The organism is Paraburkholderia susongensis (assembly GCF_900177725.1).
Taxonomy (GTDB): Bacteria; Pseudomonadota; Gammaproteobacteria; order Burkholderiales; family Burkholderiaceae; genus Paraburkholderia; species Paraburkholderia susongensis.
Genome location: NZ_FXAT01000008.1, coordinates 184,472 through 200,826, shown reverse-complemented (window position 1 = coordinate 200,826; position 16,355 = coordinate 184,472). Strand labels below are relative to the sequence as shown.

The window sequence follows — 16,355 nt, the reverse complement described above, 5'->3', positions numbered from 1 at the left end:
AACAGGTCGAATCCGGAATGGCTGTCGCCGGGCCAATTCGGCATGTGAGGATATCAAGAGTCGTACAACAAGTTTTTCCTTGATCCACGGCATCGAATTCTTCATAAAAAGCGGATCCGGGTCATACTCTATGAATGTACTGCCCCCTCTACCAGAAGCGGTGAGGTCATCATGCTCGAAGTTCACAAGGCTGTATTTCCGGTAGCGGGAATCGATACGCGCTTTTTACCGGCAACCAAGGCGAGTCCTAAGGAAATGCTGCCGGTTATCGACAAGCCGCTCATTCAATACGCCGTTGAAGAAGCGATAGCTGCCGGCATTACCGAGTTGATATTCGTGACTGGCCGCGGAAAACGTGTCATTGAAGATCACTTTGACGAATCTTACGAAGTCGAACACGTTCTGAAAGCACGCGGAAAGCAATGCCTCGTTGACCTCGTGCATAGCATCACGCCACCTGAGGTCAAATGCATTTATGTGCGGCAAGCTGAGCCGCTCGGTCTCGGTCACGCGGTGCTCTGTGCAGAGAAACTGATCGGCGACGAGCCATTCGCGGTACTTCTTGCCGACGATCTGCTTGACGGCCAGCCTCCCGTTCTCGCCCAAATGGTGCATCTTTTCAGCCATTACGATTCGTCCGTGCTGGCTGTCGAGGAATTCGAGTCATACGACGCGTCGAGTCATGGTGTGGTTGGTGGCCAGCACTGGGACGAACGGGTGATCAGCGTTAGCAGCATTGTCGAGAAGCCATCACCCGAAGCAGCGCTGTCGAGCTTCGGCGCCGCCGGGCGCTATGTGCTGATGCCCAGCATCTTCGAACATTTGCACTCGCTGAAACCCGCTGCGAACGAAGAGATTCAGTTGACTCTCGCCATTCATTCCATGCTCAAAGACGAGCAGGTGCTCGCTTATGAGTTCGTCGGCAAGCGCTATGACTGCGGCACCAAGCTGGGTTACCTCCAGGCAACGGTCGATTTCGCGTTGCGGCATGCGGAAGTGCATGACGCCTTCGGCACGTGGCTGCGCGAGCGCGTCCGTGGCATGCAGCCGGATCCCGGCGTTCAGCCGCAGGCACACTAGCACCGCTGGATGCCGGCGGCCAGGTGACTCAGGACAATCTACGGGCAACCATGTCAATCTCTTCCCGGAGGCAGAATGGCTGATTGGATCTACAGGATACGGGAGCTCGTCGACGAAATCGCCGCGAGTGTTGCAACAATTGGACGCGACGAGCGGGGCCAGTTTGTTATTTCGGCCTGCAACGATCAATTTATCCAGATGACCGGCGGCAGGCCTGGGAGTATCAGGTCCTTTCCGGCGCCGCTCGACACGCTTGTTCCCAATTATGCGCGTACCGAATTCAGGCAAAAGATTCACGAGTGCTTTGATTCGGGAGTCGCGCAGGAACTCGAGCAGGCTTATGACCTGAGAGACGGGACACACTGGTGGCGCCTGTCGTTGAAGCCGCTGCGGCCCACGCGCACCGAAGGCGATCCTTCAGCGCCTGAAATACTGGTGACAGGCCTTGAGATCACCTCGAAGATGCTGTTGTCCCACGAATTGGAACTCACCACCTCCCGCTTTCGGTCTGTCGTGGACGCAGCCTATGACGCCATCATCACGATCGACCAGCAACACTGCATCACGTTGTTCAATCGTGCCGCCGAGAACCTTTTCGGCTACCAGGCAAGCGAAATGCTGGGACAACCTGTTACGCAACTTATCCCTGAGCGCTATCGGGCGAATCATCCTCAGTACGTTCATCAGTTCGCCCGATCTCCTGTGCGTTCACGGCAGATGGACGAGCGCAATCGCGTCTATGGACAGCATCAGGACGGTTCCCTGCTGCCGGTAGAGATCGCGATATCGAAAATTAACGTAGGTGGACTGATCGAATTTACCGCTGTCATTCGCGATATCACCGATCGTGTTCGACTGATGGACCTGCTTCAGAAGCAGGCCGTGACGGATGAGCTGACCGGACTGCCGAACCGCAGAGAGTTCATCGAGACGGTCGAGACACTTTTCGGAACCGACATCAAGCTTTCGGTATTCATCATGGACATCGATTTCTTCAAGAAGATCAACGACACTTACGGCCACGATATTGGCGACGACGTGCTGCGCGCACTCGCCAAGGTCATGATGAGTGCCGACAGGCGCATTGGCGTGTTTGCCCGATGGGGAGGCGAGGAGTTCGTCGCGGCCATGCCCGGCGTGGATATCCGGGAAGCGGCAGGCATCGCTGAAACCCTGCGCAGCACGATAGAGCAGCAGAACTTCGAGCATAACTGGCGGCTTGGCAAGCCGGTGTCATTCACAGTCAGTATCGGCGTGACCGAGCAGTTGCCTGGCGAGCATGACGTCGAGGCCATCGTCAAGCGTGCGGATCTGGCTCTGTACCGGGCCAAAGATGGCGGGCGCAACCGTGTTGAAATTGGCTGACACCACACGCCCGAAAACGGTGAATTATTTGAAATGCATATCAGTTGAATATAAATCGGCATATTGCTGACGAATATCCTATCTTTAGTGCGAATAGTTCCATCAATCCATGCAGTGACTACGTCAATCGAGGTTTTCGATGCGCGTATTCATTCACGTCGGTCTGACCGCACTGTGCACGAGTCTGCTCCTCGGTTTCAACATCGCCGCAACTAGCGCCGCGCCCTCACCCGCTACGGCAACGTCCGATACGCAGCCTCCTTCTTCAGCGCCCTCGCCGCAATCAACCGGTACACCGCCAACTGGCCCAACCCGGACTCGCGTGTTGACCCTGAGCCAGATGGGCAACTTCGGGCCCATGGCGTTGCGCGGCGAGTCTCCGAACGGGACGCTGAATGTCGGCGTACGCACCGATGAGGTGGTGACGTCCGCCAGGCTCAAGCTCGATATGGCCTGGTCGCCGTCGCTGATCCCTTCGCTTTCGCATATCAAGGTGCAGCTCAACGGCGTGGATGTCGCAACACTGCCGCTCGACAAGGACGATGCGGGCAAGGAGGTAACCCGCACCATCGATCTCGACCCGCTCCTCTTTACCGACTACAACCAGATCAAGCTGCAGATGGTTGCGCACTACACCACTGACGCGTGCGAGGATCCTTATCATTCGTCGCTGTGGACCGATATCAGTCCGGCGACGTCGCTCACGCTGACCACGTCGGGAGTGGCGCTGCCCGACAACCTCGCGCTATTACCGAGGCCCTTCTTCGACCGGCAGGACAACCGGCCGCTGAGCCTGCCGTTCGTGCTGCCGCCCAACGCGCCGCTGTCGACGCTGCGCACAGCCGGCGTCGTCGCATCGTGGTTCGGCGAGCTCGCTGATTACCGTCATGCGCACTTCAGCGTGCTCAACACGCCCCCTGCCGACTCGCAGGCAATCGTGCTGGCCATGCCCGGCGCCGTGCCGCAAGGACTCTCGCTGCCGCAAATCAATGGCCCAACAGTCACGGTGATGGCGAACCCGGCCAGCCCGCCGCAGTCGGGACGCAAGCTGCTCGTGCTTGCCGGCCGCGACGAGAAGGAACTGCAGACGGCTGCCTTTGCGCTCGTGCTCGGCCATGCGGGCATGACAGGCAGCAGCGACCAGATCAGGTCCGTGGATCCAGGCCCGGTCCGCCGGCCCTACGACGCACCGAAGTGGGCGCCGATAGATCGCCCGGTTCCGTTCCTGGATCTCGTTGACGACCCGCAGCAATTGCAGGTCTCCGGCTTCAACCCGCCGCAGATCCGCGTCAACCTGCGCGTCCCCCCCGACCTTTATGCGTGGGCGCGCCAAAGCGCCCCCCTCGACGTGCACTACCGTTACACCGCACCGTCGACCTACAACGACTCGATGCTCAACGTCAGCATCAATGACCAGCTGGTGCGCTCGGAGCGCCTGCGGCCCTCGCACGACGGGTCGGAGGGGTTCCGCCTGAATGTCCCCTTGCTGACCAGTACCGCGGTGGGGGCATCCGACGAAGTGCCGGTGCCCGCGTTCCGGGTCGCCGACAACAATCAACTCCAGTTCCAGTTTCATATGGATGCGCAGAAAGCGGGGTTGTGCGCGTCCACGGCCGCCGACGTAGCCCGTGCGGCGATCGATCCCAACTCGACGATCGATTTCAGCGGCTTCGTGCATTTCACGGCGATGCCCAACCTCGCGTACTTCGCAACCAGCGGCTTCCCCTTCACGCGGATGGCCGATCTTTCCGATACGGCGATCGTCGTTCCCGATGCGCCGGACGCCGCTGACGAGGCTGCCGTGCTGACGTTGCTCGGCAACATGGGTGCGTGGACCGGGTTGCCGGCTCTGCGCGTCGAGGTGGTCCCGGCGAAGGATGTCGCTTCTGTCGGCGGGCGCGATCTGCTCGTGATCGGCACGGGCTCGGCGGCCGATCTGCTCGCGAAATGGGGCAAGGGCTTGCCGTTGCTGATCAGCCAAGGCGATACCGCGCTGCGCATGCGCGAGCAGCGCAAGGAGAGCTGGACCAACTGGCCGGCGGACGGGGACCACCGGCCCCGGACGCCGGATGGAGAAACGGTCATGAGCACCTCCGGGCCACTCGGCGCGCTGATCGGCTTCGAGTCTCCGCTCGAGGCTGGACGCAGTGTCGTTGCGCTCGCAGCGACTTCGTCCGGTCAACTCGCTAGCGTGCTCGACGTGTTGCAGGACGACCGCCGGCCATCGCCGGTTTACGGTGACCTGACGCTCGTGCGCGGCGCGCAGATCGACAGCCTTCTGCTCGGCAAACCCTACTTTGTCGGCGAAGTGCCGTGGTATGCCCGGATCTGGATCTTCGTCTCGAATTACCCGTCTCTGCTGGCGATAGCCGGCATTCTCGCGGGGCTCGCCGTCGCCCTGGCGGTGTTCTGGGCGCTTTCCCGCCTCGCCGTGCGCCGCACCGGCGGGAGCTAGGCATGCGTGCGATCCACCTACACCCGGCTTGCGCGGCGCGGCGCCGGGCTGCGGCCCAGGACGCCGCGCCATCGCACGCGTCGTGCAACTGGTCCGACTGGACTCCTTTCAAAAGCGCGACGGTCAGCGCGGTCGCTCGCGTGATTGACGCGAACAGCCGGCGGGTGCCCGCGTGGATGCCGACATGTCCCGCGCCATGTTAGCTGCATGCGCCGCGCCAGCGACGATGCAGCAGCCATTCTCCACGGTCGCAACGCTCACGATGGTTGCCACTACCCTCCTCGCCGTCATGAGCGGCATGGCGCACGCGCAGGCACAGCAGCAAGCCGCCGCGCCGGCAGGTTCGGCGGAAACTTCGACGGAAGCGGCCGCGCCCGCAGCACTCAGCCCGCAGCTTGCGCAACTGCTCGCCTCCGCGCGCAAGTGGGAGGACATGAACCGGCCGGACATGGCGCGCGAGGTCGTGCAAAAGGCGTTACTGATTTCGCCGCAGCAGCCGGAAGCGCTTGCCATGATGGGCGAGATCGACCTGAAGTCAAACCGGCCCCGCGACGCGGCCCGGGTCCTTCAGCAGTTGCGCCAGATCGCGCCCAATCATCCATCCACGCAGGAGCTGGCCGACGCGTATCACGTCGCCACGACCGGCAAGGGCGAGGTGACGCAAATCGAGAAGCTGGCTTCGGCGGACAAGAATGCGCAAGCAACACAGCGCCTCGAGGCGCTTTTCCCGAACGGTGCGCCGCGCGGCGATCTGGCTGACTTCTACTACCGGATTCTCGCCGGCACGCCAGAGGGACACGCCCGCGCACTCGCCGAACTGCAATCGCGCATCCGCCAGAACCCGAACGACCTGAATCAACAACTGATCCTCGCCGATGTACTGACCAACGAGTGGAGCACGCGCCTCGAAGGGCTGAACCTTCTCTATCGTATCTACCAGCAGCCGGAGAGCAACCGCGCGATGGCGCTCGGTCTGTGGCATCGCTCGCTCGTCTACTCGCCGCACGACGATCCGGCTTACTACATCTGGTGGAAACGCTATTTGCAGGAAGTGCCTGGCGACAGGCAGGCACAGAGCGTCGTGGCCGAATACGAGAAGAACGGCGTCAGCGAAGAGACCGCGGCGCGCCTCGCCACCCGCGGCAACGCGAGCGCTGCCGCACCCGAAACGCCCGCGCAGCGCGCGCGGCGCCAGCAGGGTGAAGCGCTCGGCGAACAGGGCCTCGCACGCCTGCACGAAGGCCGCCAGGACGAAGCGCGGGCGCTCTTCGAGCGCGCGCTCACGCTGAATCCTGAAAACGCCGGCAAATGGCGCAGCCTGATCGCCACCGCCACGCTATGGGGGACGATCGCGAAGGCGAACGCGGCGAACAGCCAGGGCCAGCCCTCAGAGGGCGAAGCGCTGGCGCGCGAGGCGCTGAAGCTCGATCCGTCCAATGTCGACGCGGCGCACGCGCTGACCGACGCGTTGATCGCGCAGCAGAAGTGGCCGCAAGCCGAGGCCGTGGCAAGACCGCTTGCGACCGGCCCGAAGCCTGATGTCGACGCGCTGCGGGAGCTTGTCACGATCCTGCGCGCGACCCATCGCGATGACGAGATCGAGCCGTTGATCGCAAGCGTTTCTCCGCGCCTGACCGGCTCGCAGGCGCAGGTGGCGAGGATGCGCGCGGAACTGCTGTCGTTGCAGGCCCAACAATCGATCTCGGAGAACGACGAGAGCGCCGCCACGGCGAAGCTGGAGGAAGCCGTACGCCTCGCTCCCGACGACCCGTGGCTGCGCTATTCGCTCGCCCAGCTCTACGCGAACCAGAAACTGCCCGCGCGCGGCCGCGCGGTCATCGAGGAAGGATTGAAGGTCGCGCCATCGACGCAGATGCGCTATGCGAGCGCGCTCTACTTCGACTATGTGCTTGGCGACGTCGACGGCGCGAACGCGCAGATGGAGCAGATTCCGCCGCAAGCGCGCACGCAGCCCATGCGCGAGCTGGCCGATAACATCGTCGCGCAGCGGTTCGTGCGCGACGCGCGGCAACGGGCGGCCGAGGGCCACGAAGACGAAGCCCGCGCGTTGCTTGCGCAGGCCGAGGCGGTCGCGAAAAACGACCCGCAGATGCTCGCGACGATCGGCGACGAATGGATCACGCTGGGGGACGCCGATCACGGCCTTGCGCTCGTCAAGGACTGGCTCGACGCGCATCCGCAAAACCCGGCCATCCCCGTGCGGCTGCGCTACGGCGACCTGCTCGCCTCGGCCCGCCGCGACGACGCGCTGGCCGCCTGGATCGCCGCATCGCGGGCGCTGCCGGGCGTGACCGACGCGCAGCGCGCGCAGTTCGACGACCAGTCGCTGCGGCTTTCGTTGCGCGTCGTCAATCGCCAGCTGGAGAACGGCGACGTGCACGGCGCGCGCCGCACGCTCGCGGCCGTGCCCGCCACGCAGCAGGCCGACCCGCGCTGGCTGCTCGCGCAGGCAGACGTGGACGAAGCCGCTGGCGACTTCCGCGCCGGCGCGCGCGCCGCGCAGCAGGTGCTGGCAACGCAGCCCGACAACGCCGACGCGCGTCTCACCCTCGCGCGGATGGATGAACACATGGGGCAGCGCGCGCAGGCCACCGCGATTGTGCGCGAGGTGCTGGCCGACACGCCCGCGGACGACGTGAACACGCGCCTCGAGATCGCGCAGCGCCTCGTGGCGGAAGGTCAGGATAACGAAGCGGCGGCCGTCGTCGATCCGCTGCGCGCCGGCTATGCGCAACGCCCGGACGTGACGCTGCAGGCGGGCCGCATCGACGAGGCAGAGGGCCGCTACAACGAGGCGGCCGCGCTGTACCGCGAAGCCGGCACCCAGGAAAGTGCCGGGGGGCCGCTGCAACCGGGCACGGATGGGCTGACGCCGGCCGGCCGCGCTTTCCAGCAGTTGCAGGACCGCCGCCAGCCGGAAATCTCGACCGAGGTGATCCAGTCGAACCTGACCGGCGATGCCGGCACCTCGCGCCTGAATGCCACGCAAGTCCCGTTCTACGTCCGCATTCCGGACGGCTACACCGGCCACTACTTTTTTCACGCCGATACGGTCTACCTCGACGCGGGCTCGCTGCCGGGCAGCGACTTCAACGCCGCTTCACAATACGGCAAGATCGCGGCGCTCGGCAACGCGGGGCTCGGATCGATCCGCGAGAGCGCCACCGGCGTCTCGCTCGCGGCCGGTTACGAGTTCAAAGGCGCGAAGGACAGTTGGCGCGCGGACATCGGCAGCACACCGCTCGGTTTTCCGGTCGAGAGCATACTCGGCGGCCTGCAATACGAGCACCAGTTCCAGAACGCCTCGGTAGGCATCGACCTGTCGCGCCGCTCCGTCACGGACAGCCTCGTGTCGTACGCAGGTGGCGTCGATCCCGTGACCGGCGAGAAGTGGGGTGGTGTCGTGCGCAACAGCATCACGTTGCGCGGCTCGCAGAACATTTCGAGCGGCAGCGTGTACGGCAGCATCGGCTACGGCGTGCTCACCGGCGAAAACGTGCCGAGCGACAACGAATTGCGCCTGCTCGCGGGCTTCAACTGGCCGCTTTTCCAGACGCCGAACCAGCGCGTGACGAGCGGGCTCGTCGGCCTCTTCTGGCATTACTCGCGCAATCAGCACTTCTACACATTCGGCAACGGTGGCTACTTCAGCCCGCAGCGTTTCACGTCGATCGGTCTGCCAATCGACTGGACCGGGCGCTACGAGCGTTTGTCGTGGGAGGTGCGCGGCTCGGTGGGCTGGTCGTTTACGCGCGAGGACACCGCGCCGTGGTTCCCGACCAGCAGCCTGCTGCAGGATCAGGCCGCCGCGCGTCTCAGTGCGGCGAACCTCGGTACGCCATTTTTCGGTGCCGGCAACAGCAACGGATTCAGCTACACGGTAGCGGCCGCGGCCGAGTACCGGATCACGCCGCACTGGATCGCCGGCGCCCGGCTCGAAATCGATCGTTCGCACGACTATGCACCGAACGTCGGCATGGTATGGGTGCGCTACCTGTTTACGCCGCAGCACGGCCCGGTCCCGTTCCCGCCGACGCCGGTGACGCCGTATTCTGCTTATTGAGTGGAGCCCGAAACCATGCTTCATCGTTCCCGCCCACGACGCCTTGCGAATCAGGTGTAGCCATGAACGCGCCCTCTCCCCCATCCACGCCCTCCACGCCATCCGGACGACCGCAGCTCGCGATCGACGGCTTGCCGCCCGCGCTCGCCACGCTCGCCGCGGGCCAGGTATGCATTGTCTATGCGAACGAGTCGCCGGCGCGCGCCGCGCTCTTCTGGAACACGGCCGCCGCGGCGCTGCACAACGGGCCGGCCAATGTACTTTCGACGCGCAACGACCTGCAGATCGTCGATGCGCTGCGCAGCCACGGCCTCGACATCGACGGCGTTGGGGCGCTTCACGGGCATGCGAACCTCTGCACGCTGCGTCCGTTGCCGGACCGCGATGGTGGCGAAGTGCTGCTCGAGGCCCTAAAAGCGCTGGCTGACCAGTGTGCGCAGCCGGAAAGCGAATTCCTGATCGACGGCGCCGACGCTTTCTTCAACTGGCATGATGCGAGCGCGCTCGCGCGCCAGGGCGCACAGCTCGCGGCCTGGTGCGCGCATCACGATCATGGCGTGCTGCTCGTCGTCAGCCTGCCCGATGACGGGGGCGACAGCAGCATCGCGCAGGCTTCGGCGCTCGCGGGTTTTCATGTCCGCTTCGCGGGCGCGGCGCATTTGCGTCAGACGGGCGGTCAGTACGTCTGGGAAGCCATGTTCTGGGGGCAGCATGGCGCCATGCTCGTGGACGAATCGTTACCGCTGCGCTTTCTGGACGACAGTGACCGGCTCATGGTCGCGGGCGGCACGTTCGCAAAGAGCATCGGCGAAGGAGGACGGCTCGCGCCGGACGAAGCGCGCGTCATCGTTTCGCGTGATGCGGTGGCCCGCGAAAGCGGGCTGCCCTCGCACTGGGAAGTGGTGGACGACAATGACGCCGTCGTCGCGGCCGCCGCGCACGCGGTCGCGGCAACCGTCCTGCTCGCCTACGGCGACAGCGCGCAGCTCGAAAAGCTCGCCGAACAGGTCTACACACTGCGCCGAAGCGCCGGACCCGCGCTGAAGATCGCCGTGCGCGAGGACCGCATCGCGCTGCGCTATCAGGCGGTCATGCGCAGTCTCGGCACGAATCTCGTGGTGCCGCAGCAAACCTCGCTTGCCCGGGTCGAAACGATGCTCGACGAACTCCAGGGCCAGGTGTTCTCGCGTCCGTTGCCAGCCGACTACCTGTCGGTGCTCGCGGCTGTGCTGCACAGTCCGGAGGTCGGCTACGTGAGTGCGTCACGCTTCGTCGAGCTCGTGCGCGATACGGTCGGACGGGCTCGCGCGATCCGCCTGCCGAATGTGCTGCTGCGCCTGCCGCTTCTGCCTGAGGTGGCTCACGTCGATGCGCTGCAGGCATGCCACATGGGCCGCGCGGGCGACCTGTGCACGGCCTGCGGCGACAGCGTCTACACGTTCTTTTTCTCGTGCCGCCTCGCCGATGTCACGACCGTATTCCAGCGCGTATTCCAGTTGCCGCCCGGCGACCTCTTCCGCGGCGAAGTGCGCTGCGGCGACTATGATTCAATCATGTCGATGCTCGAAACGCTCGAACGCGAAATAACGCACGAGCCGCCACTCGACTATACGCAGTGGCTTGCTCAACAGCGCCGGCCGGTTGCTCCAGCGGCGACGGCGGCAGGGGCGCCGGCGTCCGGCGGCCTGGCTCCTGTCAGCGGGGATGGCGGCGGCGCAGCCTCCGCTGCAACGGCGCACGAACCCGAGGCCGCACCTGTTAATGCAGCCATGCCGCGAGCGGCGCCGACGCCCGCGAACCTGCCGTTCAAGACACGGGGGTAACCGGCCATGGAGATCTTCTTCGGCTACTTCGTCTGGGGCGTGATTCTCGCGGCGCCGCTATCGTGGCTCGTGTGGCGTTTCCGGCTGCAGCGGTTCCTGCCGAGCTTCACGCTGCCCGCGCGCGAGCGCACCGTACATCTGCCGCCGCAGCTCGGCGCCATCGTCATTCGCGGCGCACGCCGCGCCACCAGCGCGGACAGCCGATGAAAACGATCGCCATCGTCTCGCCCGTCGGCGGCGCCGGCCGCACCACGCTCACGGCGGAGCTTGCCAGCCTGCTGAGTGCGCGCGGGCACCGCATGCTTGCTGTCGAATGCGATCCGCGTAACGTGCTCGCCCTGCACTTCGGGCTGAAGGAGCCGGCCCGCGCCGGTCTGACGTCCTATCTGGAGAGCGCCAATCCGGCGAATACGGCGCTCAACACCGACGACAACGTGCTGCTGCTGCCTTGGGGCGGCGGCGACACGGCGCGCGGCGCGCCAGCCGGGGCTCGTGCGCAGTTGCTCGCGAGCCCCGGCTGGCTGCGCGAACTCCTCGCCCGGGTGGACATGCCGCCCGACGCGCTCGCGCTGATCGACACGCCGACCTGGCCTTCCGTCGAAACGAGCCAGGCGATCGCGTCCGCGGATCTGGTGCTCGCGGTGCTACCGCCTTCGCCCACCGCATGTGCTGTGTTGATGCGCTTTCGCGAGGCATTGGCCGGAACGCCCTGCGTCTACGTCATCAACGCGGTGATACCCGCGCGGGAACTGCACGTCGACGTGGTTGCGCTACTGCGTACGAGCCTCGGGGACGCGTTGTTGCCCTATCAGATCCACGCCGACGCTGGTCTGCCCGAAGCGCTTGGGCGCGGCGAGAACTTCTGCGCGAGCGCGTCCGGCTCGGCCGCCGCGCACGACCTGCAGGGGCTGGCTGCGTGGCTCTCGCGATGGGCCAGCCGTGCCGGGGAGCCGTTGCGATGAACTCCTCACGGTCATGGCTGCGCGCAAAATGGGATGCCTGCCTGCAGGCGGTTCGTGCATCGTTTGGCCTCGGCTCGGACGCAACGTTGCATGCGTGGCTTGTGCGGCTCGTGTTCCGGCCGCCGCGGCCTGGCAAACCCGATCTGCCGATGCTCTGGTCCGACCGGCTCACCCGCTATCTGGCCGCGCAACTGGGTATCGGCCTCGACCATCGCTGGAACGTCTGGCTGTGGCGGTTCGTTTTCCGCACGCGTTTCCGTCGTCCCCGCTTCGCCGCCGACCTGCGCAAGCTTCACAGGCTTCGCGAGCGCAGGCGGCGACGGCGCGCCGTCATGCTCCGCTGGCTCGCCTTCCTCGCGGCGCCGTTCGTCTGGCTCCTCGGACTGCTGTGGCGGCCTGCTGCGCGCCGGCTCGAGGCGGTCGACTGGGAAGCGCTCACCGCCCGTATCGAGGACGGCGCGGCGGCCGTCGACCGCGTGCCGTACCTGCGCTATCTGGTGCTCGTCGCGGCGCTGATCATCGGCATCGTGATCTGCACGACACCGATGACACTCGGCGAGCAGACGCGGCTCTTTGCGCTCGTCGTGGTCACCGTGCTGCTGGTGCGCCGCGTGCCGGGCCGGCTCGCGACGCTGATGATGGCCGGGCTGTCCCTGCTGATGGCCGGGCGCTATATCTGGTGGCGCACCACCCAGACGCTGCACCTGCCGGATCCGCTGGACGCCGTGATCGGCTATGTGCTGTACGCCGCCGAGTTCTACACCTGGGTCGTGCTGCTGCTCGGCTACATTCAGACCGCGTGGCCGCTCAACCGCAAGGCGTGCCCGCTGCCGGAAGACCGTTCGCTATGGCCGGACGTCGACGTCTACATCCCGACCTACAACGAACCGCTCTCGGTCGTGCAACCGACCGTATACGCCGCCGCGGGTATGGACTGGCCTCGCGACAAGCTGCATGTCCATCTCCTCGACGACGGGACCCGCGAGGAATTCCGCCGCTTCGCGGAGGAAGCCGGCGTGGGCTATATCGTGCGCAGCGAACACACGCACGCAAAAGCGGGCAACATCAACCATGCGCTCACGTGCACGCACGCGCCATACATCGCGATCTTCGACTGCGACCACATTCCGGTGCGCTCATTCCTGCAGACGACCATGGGCCAGTTCCTCGCCGACCCGAAGTGCGCGCTCGTGCAGACCCCGCACCATTTCTTCTCGCCCGATCCGTTCGAGCGCAACTTCGATACGTTTCACCGCGTGCCCAATGAGGGCAGCCTCTTCTACGGGCTGATCCAGGACGGCAACGACTTCTGGAACGCGACCTTCTTCTGCGGCTCCTGCGCGGTCATCAAGCGCGCGCCGCTCGAAGAAGTCGGCGGCATCGCGGTGGAAACCGTGACGGAGGACTGCCACACGGCGCTACGGCTGCACCGGCTCGGCTATAACTCCGCCTACCTGCGCACCGTGCAGGCGGCGGGACTCGCGACCGAGAGCCTCTCGGGGCATATCGGTCAACGCATTCGCTGGGCGCGCGGCATGGCGCAGATCTTTCGCGTCGACAACCCGTGGCTCGGCAAGGGGCTCTCGTTCTTCCAGCGCATCTGCTATGCCAACGCGATGCTGCACTTCTTCTATGGCATTCCGCGGCTCGTATTCCTGCTGATGCCCGGCGCCTATCTTTTCTTTGGACTGCATATGATCAACACGCAGGCCACCGTCATCCTCGCGTACGTGCTGCCGTATCTGATTACGGCGAACCTCGCGAACTCGCGCATCCAGGGACAGTTTCGCCATTCGTTCTGGGCCGAGGTGTATGAGTCGGTGCTGGCGTGGTACATCATCCTGCCGACCACGATGGCACTCATCAACCCGAAGCTCGGCAAGTTCAACGTGACGGCCAAGGGCGGCCAGATTTACGAGGGCTACCTCGACTGGGCGATTTCGAAGCCGTACCTGGTGCTCCTCGGAATCAACGCAGCCGCGATGCTCGCCGGCATGATACGCATTGTTTTCCTGCACAGCACAGAGCCGCAAACCTCGCTGATGAACATGGTATGGGCCGCGATCAACATGATCGTGCTCGGCGCGGCGGTTGGCGTGGCGCAGGAGGCACGCCAGGTGCGCGTCTCGCACCATATTCCGCTGCACGTCCCCGCCACGCTCCTTCTGCCCGACGGCCGCACGCTCGCCTGCATGACGATCAATTACTCGATTGGTGGCCTTGGCCTCGAGCTTCCGCCAGATGCAAAAGTGTCGCAGGGTGAGCGCGTAGGCGTCTGCCTCGCGCGCGGCCACGCCGAGCATCACTTCCCGGGCGTGATCGTGCGCGCGGCCGCACGCTCGACCGGAATCCGCCTGGAATTGACACCGGAAGCGGAACGCCAGCTCATCCAGTGCACGTTCGGGCGCGCTGACGCATGGATCGGGTTCGAAAAGGAGCCACCGCAGGACGTGCCGCTTTACGGGCTCAGGGAAGTCATCGGCCTGGGCATCCAGGGCCATCTGCGCCTCATCGACGCGTGCGTGGAAGCGCTCGAACGTCTCGTCATGCGACGAAAGCCGCGGCAGCAGTAAGCAATAGGTCAGGACACTTTACGGGACTTTACGGGACACTTCGCACCATGGGACTGTGGAATCTCTACTTCATCGTCAAGCTCTATCTGGGCGGCACCAGGACACTGCAGCCGGCATGGTGGCTGAACCTCCTTTTCGCCGTCGCGCTGCTCGTGCCGTTCGGCGATCGCCGCTTGCGTATCCTGCGTAACGTCGTGGCGACCGTCATTGCTATCGCGCTGCTCTATTACGAGGTCAGCGTGCCTGCGTTGAGCGCGGCGGGTTCACCGTTACCGTCGCACGCCGCGCTTACGCCACATGGCGTGCTGGAACTGATCGCACGCACCGTGCCGCTATCGGCGCTGTATACGATCATTACACTGATCGTTGCGTACTTCCTGATCAACCGTTGGGTGCGTGTGACGACATTCGTTCTGGCCGCGTTGATCGTCATACCGTTGTGGCAGGGTGTCGGCGCGCTGACCGCCCACGCCGGCAGCAACCTGGAGCACGCCAACGCATGCGCCCCTGCCACAGGCCAGGTGCGTTCCGAACCCACAGTCAACACGCACGGCGGCTGAAAGGAGGCTAAGCGATGCCACAGCGAGAGCAGGCGTACGACGAGGCGTCGGCTGGCCCCAACGACATCGACCAGCTTGCGCGGCATCTCGATGGGTTCGACCCCGCACGCTACTTCGACCGTCAGGCCGACGACGCCTGGCGCAACGCCGCACGACGCTGGCCCGTGATTGCAGCGGTATTGCGGGTCGACGAGAAATCGCGCAACAACACGTAACGCAAGTGCTTGGCGATTGCTGACGATGGCACGGCCAGGTCATCGTCAGCATGGGGCTGAGCTTCGGGCACGCCAGTCAGTAGTACGAAAATAAGTACAGCCAGAAGGCCCACGCAAATGCCGTGGCTCAAGATGCATCTGTCGATCGACGCGGACATGAACGTTCACGAGACGCGCATCACCACCACGGAAGTATCGGATAGCGAAGGAATGGACGCCGTGCTGCCCGCTGATGTGCCGCTGGATCGGGTGATTGCCGGCAGATCGTAAGCTGCGTCGGTTGGAGCGAATCAGCTTTTCAAGGCAACGGGGGTACGCCCCCCTCCGGCAGACGCACATCGGATTCGCCGTTTGACGCTCGCTCGGACGAAGACACCATGCCGTTCTCCATAGCGTAGCGCAGTAGATCGACGTCCCGGTCAATGCCGAGCTTTTCCATCGCCTTCGATTTTTGCGAGCTGATGGTCTTCTTGCTACGACACAGCCGGTCTGCGATCTCATTGACAGTCAAACCAGACGCAAACAGGCGGACAACTTCGGATTCGCGCTGGCTGAGAACGTCCGTCGAGCCGCGGCCGCGACGATTCCAGTCGATCGACTGAACGATTTCGTCGACTCTCGGTGAGTAGTACTTGCCACCGCTATTGGCGGTATGTACAGCAGGAACAATGTGGCTGACAGCATCGGATTTACTGACGATGCACGATATGCCTTGCATCACGAGCGCGCGCAGCACCGCCGGATTGTCCAGCATGGTAAGCACTACGAGCTTGACAGACGGATAGCGCCGCTGGATCAGGGAAAAAAGCGCGATGCCGTCGCCGTACTCGCCCGCCGGCATCGCGTAGTCGGAAACGACAACGTCGCACGGCGTTGTATTGAGGAATGCGATCAATTCCGTCGAACTGTGCGCAGAGCCCATTAACTGGATCGAGCTGACCACCGACAACTCGTGTTCGACACCCCTGAGCATGGCCGGGTGATCGTCTGCGAGTAGAACACGGATCGTGAGAGAAGCCATATCGACGTCCTCTATACCGCGTGCGGTATGGGAAGGGGTTACCTGGCGCCCGGGCTGCCAATCACTTTACTAATTATTTACACGCTGACACAAATCAGCAAGACTGCCAACCAATCAGGCTTGGCAAACGGCGCGTGACCACTCTCCACATCGACGCGCCAATGGGCAGATATTTCATACTACATGATAGTGACAGGCAGGGGCATCCGCCAATGCC

General features: G+C 64.3%; 12 protein-coding genes. 11 read left to right on the top strand and 1 reads right to left on the bottom strand.

From position 1 onward, the window contains the following. Positions 1-171 precede the first annotated feature (171 nt). The 11 genes from galU (at position 172) to B9Z01_RS35670 (ending at position 15,387) form a co-directional block, all read left to right on the top strand. Positions 172-1,080: a UTP--glucose-1-phosphate uridylyltransferase GalU gene (galU, locus tag B9Z01_RS23260; RefSeq protein WP_085487365.1), complete on the top strand. Its 909-nt coding sequence runs from the start codon at positions 172-174 to the stop codon at positions 1,078-1,080. Between the two features lie 75 nt (positions 1,081-1,155). After that, the gene (locus B9Z01_RS23255) at positions 1,156-2,445 is read left to right on the top strand and encodes a sensor domain-containing diguanylate cyclase (RefSeq protein ID WP_085487363.1); all 1,290 of its coding nucleotides are present in this window, start codon (positions 1,156-1,158) and stop codon (positions 2,443-2,445) included. 322 nt (positions 2,446-2,767) lie between these two features. After that, positions 2,768-4,900: a cellulose biosynthesis cyclic di-GMP-binding regulatory protein BcsB gene (gene bcsB / locus B9Z01_RS23250; RefSeq protein ID WP_244196136.1), complete on the top strand. Its 2,133-nt coding sequence runs from the start codon at positions 2,768-2,770 to the stop codon at positions 4,898-4,900. A gap of 184 nt (positions 4,901-5,084) precedes the next feature. Next, positions 5,085-8,984, top strand: coding sequence for a cellulose biosynthesis protein BcsC (locus tag B9Z01_RS23245; RefSeq protein WP_085487359.1), 3,900 nt, complete (start codon positions 5,085-5,087; stop codon positions 8,982-8,984). 62 nt (positions 8,985-9,046) lie between these two features. Continuing rightward, positions 9,047-10,807 (top strand): cellulose biosynthesis protein BcsE, encoded by a 1,761-nt coding sequence (gene bcsE, locus B9Z01_RS23240; RefSeq protein WP_085487357.1) that lies wholly within the window; start codon positions 9,047-9,049, stop codon positions 10,805-10,807. 6 nt (positions 10,808-10,813) lie between these two features. Beyond that, a complete protein-coding gene (locus tag B9Z01_RS23235) occupies positions 10,814-11,014 on the top strand; it encodes a hypothetical protein (RefSeq protein ID WP_085487355.1) in 201 nt (66 codons plus the stop codon). Continuing rightward, a complete protein-coding gene (gene bcsQ / locus B9Z01_RS23230) occupies positions 11,011-11,769 on the top strand; it encodes a cellulose biosynthesis protein BcsQ (RefSeq protein ID WP_085487353.1) in 759 nt (252 codons plus the stop codon). The genes B9Z01_RS23235 and bcsQ overlap by 4 nt, the downstream gene beginning before the upstream one ends. Beyond that, a complete protein-coding gene (bcsA, locus tag B9Z01_RS23225; RefSeq protein WP_085487351.1) occupies positions 11,766-14,342 on the top strand; it encodes a UDP-forming cellulose synthase catalytic subunit in 2,577 nt (858 codons plus the stop codon). The genes bcsQ and bcsA overlap by 4 nt, the downstream gene beginning before the upstream one ends. Positions 14,343-14,389: 47 nt before the next feature. Then, the gene (gene bcsG / locus B9Z01_RS23220; protein WP_085487349.1) at positions 14,390-14,902 is read left to right on the top strand and encodes a cellulose biosynthesis protein BcsG; all 513 of its coding nucleotides are present in this window, start codon (positions 14,390-14,392) and stop codon (positions 14,900-14,902) included. A gap of 14 nt (positions 14,903-14,916) precedes the next feature. After that, entirely contained in the window at positions 14,917-15,117 is a 201-nt protein-coding gene (locus B9Z01_RS23215; protein ID WP_085487347.1) for a hypothetical protein, read from the top strand. A 117-nt stretch (positions 15,118-15,234) separates the two neighbouring features. Further along, a complete protein-coding gene (locus tag B9Z01_RS35670) occupies positions 15,235-15,387 on the top strand; it encodes a hypothetical protein (protein WP_167387557.1) in 153 nt (50 codons plus the stop codon). A gap of 28 nt (positions 15,388-15,415) precedes the next feature. Here the strand turns inward: B9Z01_RS35670 and B9Z01_RS23210 are convergent, their stop codons facing one another. Continuing rightward, positions 15,416-16,138 carry a response regulator gene (locus tag B9Z01_RS23210; protein ID WP_085487345.1) on the bottom strand — a complete coding sequence of 241 codons (723 nt, stop codon included), beginning with the start codon at positions 16,136-16,138 and terminating at the stop codon, positions 15,416-15,418. Between the last annotated feature and the right edge of the window lie 217 nt (positions 16,139-16,355).